Below are 3,628 nucleotides of genomic sequence, written 5' to 3'. Positions count from 1 at the left end.
CGTATATCAGAAACAAAAAATTCATTCCCACATTCTGAACAAAATGCCTCTTTCCCAAGATACTTAACTTCTTTACCTCGTATATTTTTGCTTTTCTGAACAAGTTTTCCATCATAATTCACAGTATCTTGGCAGTGTTCGCAAAATGCCATCATTATTTTTTCTCCATTTCTATTCCTACGTATCACGTATCACTAAAAGAGGGGTAAAATGTGTAGGGGTATATAACTAGGAACACTCTGAGATGATTTTTCTAATAGATTTCTTAATAATACCCTACTAGTTTAAGATATTGAGAAATGATTTTGTAATTTGTCCGTTAGTTAAAAGAAAAGTAAACGGTCTAATAAACTGACTACGAAGTATAATTGCATTATATTTCGTAGTCAGTAAAGGAACTGATACCACACAAAAAATCCTATATAGCGACTTTCAATGAATTATTTAGTTGATCAACTTGATTACTCTAGTGGAGGGAGAATTTAATATTGAAAAAGGCCTACTACAAACTAAAACGTAGGAAAAGGGCTTTAAGAATACTGAAACCTCTCGAATGTATCTAAGATTGTAGTGGTTGAGTCAGGAGAGCAAATATAACTCTACATGTCCCAAAGTTTCTTGGCCCAGATACCTATTAAATTGAAGAATAGTATCAAAGCTTTTACATCAACAAAGAAACTAATTCCTGGATTAAAAGAAAACTAACTAAATGCATCCATTTCTAATTTAAACTCTTAAAAGAACTATTCAGGGGAACGGAACATTTAATGTAGCCGGCCCCTGGAGAAAGATCTCGAAAGAAAGAGAATTGGCGCAAATACATTAGCCCAGTTTCATTCAAAATTAAAATCCCGAGAGTATTTGTAATTGATTAAATGATCATCAGGAGTCTCTATCCAAGCACGTTCTTTATGAGAATATTCGCTAATTTTACGGGAACCATAGTCCTCAAAAATATAGTTCACTCTTTCTAATGTAACCATTTCTTCTTTCTCAAAAACGTTAGGATTAAGATCTTGTTTTGCCCTAACAGTCATTTTTACCCATCCTTCATCGTTCAATAAGGACTCTTCAATCTCTATTACTCCCATATGTTGAAGATGAGCAAGTGCTATCTCATGATCTTTGGGAACCGGCCCAAACTTAATGCGAGCATAAGCAGCTCCACTTATAGATGCTGTACGCATTTTGAAGTAAAGGAAATCCGAGTACCATAAAAGTTTCATTAGCTTTGTTTTATTAACTCCCCATTTTGAAAAGAACAGAATCATATTTGAAAATTTATCTAGATTGAAATCTTTATAACCAGTGAATTCAGTAAATGCGAATGGTTTATGAATCGACTCAATTATTTCTTCATCATCTAATATTACTTCAACAAATTGTGTGCTGATTCGGCCTTCTTGTTCATCGCTCCAATTTCTTAATACATGTTCTACTTTCTTTAATTCCCTCGGAGATAAACTTTCTTTATTCTTATTAAAATATTCAAATATAGATCGAGGATTTTCATTTAATTCTTTATAAATAGATATATGTTTATCACTTGGCAGCTCTCCAGTTTCATGCCTTGCTATACTTGCGGAACCTATTCCTAAAATTTTGGCAAAGGGACGAATTCCTAGATCCCTGTATTGAAGTCTAACATTTTTAATTTGTTCAGATGTTAATCCGGAAGTTGCTTTTATATAAGCTTCATTTATGGCTCTCAGTTGATCATTCATATATTTCTCATCAGATATTTCATTTCCACATTCGATGCAGACAAGCATTGTTACATCTACATCAATTGATTTTCCATGAATTTTAAATGTTTGTCGTTCTATTTTTTCCTCAGCATTGCAATCCTTACCGCAGTCATCACAATACGCTAGGAATTTCCTGGACATAAGTTCACGCCCCTTATTATTAGTTTTATATGAGTTAAATAAGTTTTGATTCGGTCTTAAGCAGATTAACTACATGTTACTCACCCGATATTTGGACTAATACATTTCATCAATATTCAAAGTCAATCAAGTTTGGTTCTAAACAACATTCATTTATGATATAAAAAGTGCTTAAAGGGAGCCAGAGCAAGTAGCTCCCTTTATGTACTTTAATTTCCCAATATTTTTTTGTTTATTTTGGCTTTCGGCCCATACTCACAAGGATGAAAAGAAATGGATACGCATTTCTTAGTATTGCTGTAATCCTTAATTTTAAGTTTAATATAAGCCCAAACACCGTTAGGCATTTCTTTCTCAAATGTATAAATCATTTGACCGGAACCATCTCTATCTAATTCAGGAGGTTTTTCCTCATCATCTGTAGTTAAGGTCATCATGAATTTCCATGCTTTATCTACATCTGGAATCCCTAAATCGATAAAATCTTGTCTCCAATTTCTTTCTTTACGAAAAATGAATTTCCGCGTATCCTCATGTATCATCATAGGGATTGCTTGTTTAAGTAGTTCTTCACTGTTCACATATCTTCACCTCCTTTTCTTATTATTATACACTGAAAGTGATATCATGATAACACTTTATTCAAAAATAACAAACCATGATTACATTTTTTCTGGTTTATGCACCTAAAAGATTGAGGTATTAAAATGAAAATTAAGCAATCTCACTAAAATTAATTTAGAAGTATAATAAATAAATAATATAGTTATCGGTGTGCGACAATGCTCCACGATTCAGACAAATTCGATAGTGTGCATGATTGTAAACACAGCGACCTTGTTTATTCGCATTCCAGAAATTACAGTAAAATACAAAAAAAGCCGCCATAATGGCGACTAAATTTGTACAAATGACTTCGTGACACATGAAAAAAGTTGGGTGTGTATGCCACGAGGAGTAAATAGTGCTCTCTCTGTGATTAATGACTATAGGGACTCATCATCGATTTCAAATTCAGGGTCCTGTTCTTGAACAGGTTCAACCTCAGGTTCGGATACCTGCTCTGGTTCGGGTTCGACCTCAGGTTCAGATACCTGCTCCGATTCGGGTTCAACTTCAGGTTCAGATACCTGCTCTGGTTCGGGTTCGACCTCAGGTTCGGATACCTGCTCCGGTTCGGGTTCAACCTCAGGTTCAGATACCTGCTCCGGTTCGGGTTCCACCTCAGGTTCAGATACCTGCTCCGGTTCGGGTTCAACTTCAGGTTCAGATACCTGCTCTGGTTCGGGTTCAACTTCAGGTTCAGATACCTGCTCCGGTTCGGGTTCAACTTCAGGTTCAGATACCTGCTCTGGTTCGAGTTCCACCTCAGGTTCAGATACCTGCTCCGGTTCGGGTTCAACTTCAGGTTCAGATACCTGCTCTGGTTCGAGTTCCACCTCAGGTTCGGATAACTGCTCTGGTTCCGGTTCAACTTCAGGTTCGGATAGCTGCTCCTGCTCGGGTTCCACCTCAGGTTCAGATACCTGCTCCGGTTCTTGTTCGACCTCAAGTTCAGATACCTGCTCCGGTTCTTGTTCCACCTCAGGTTCGGATAGCTGCTCCTGCTCGGGTTCCACCTCAGGTTCGGATAGCTGCTCCTGTTCGGGTTCCACCTCAGGTTCAGATACCTGCTCTGGTTCTTGTTCCACCTCAGGTTCGGATAGCTGCTCCTGCTCGGGTTCCACCTCAGGTTCAGA

3 protein-coding genes are annotated in these 3,628 nt (G+C 37.2%); all 3 read right to left on the bottom strand.

Annotated features, from left to right (window positions below):
• Positions 1-833 precede the first annotated feature (833 nt).
• Positions 834-1,889, bottom strand: a complete 1,056-nt coding sequence (locus PAEAM_RS22470) for a type II TA system antitoxin MqsA family protein (protein ID WP_100529050.1) — start codon at positions 1,887-1,889, stop codon at positions 834-836.
• A gap of 209 nt (positions 1,890-2,098) precedes the next feature.
• Positions 2,099-2,470, bottom strand: a complete 372-nt coding sequence (locus PAEAM_RS22465) for a hypothetical protein (protein ID WP_100529049.1) — start codon at positions 2,468-2,470, stop codon at positions 2,099-2,101.
• 405 nt (positions 2,471-2,875) lie between these two features.
• Positions 2,876-3,628, bottom strand: a 753-nt coding sequence (locus tag PAEAM_RS31940) for a hypothetical protein (RefSeq protein ID WP_207765594.1), incomplete at its 5' end; no start/stop codon positions are given.

Origin of the sequence: Paenibacillus sp. GM1FR (genome assembly GCF_002803315.1) — a bacterium.
Classification (GTDB): Bacteria; Bacillota; Bacilli; order Paenibacillales; family Paenibacillaceae; genus Paenibacillus; species Paenibacillus amylolyticus.
This window is presented reverse-complemented; position numbering and strand designations above follow the sequence as displayed.

Coding starts and splice junctions, on each gene's coding strand:
- PAEAM_RS22470 (WP_100529050.1), bottom strand. CDS start 1,889: ATGTCCAGGAAATTCCTAGCGTATTGTGATGACTGCGGTAAGGATTGC.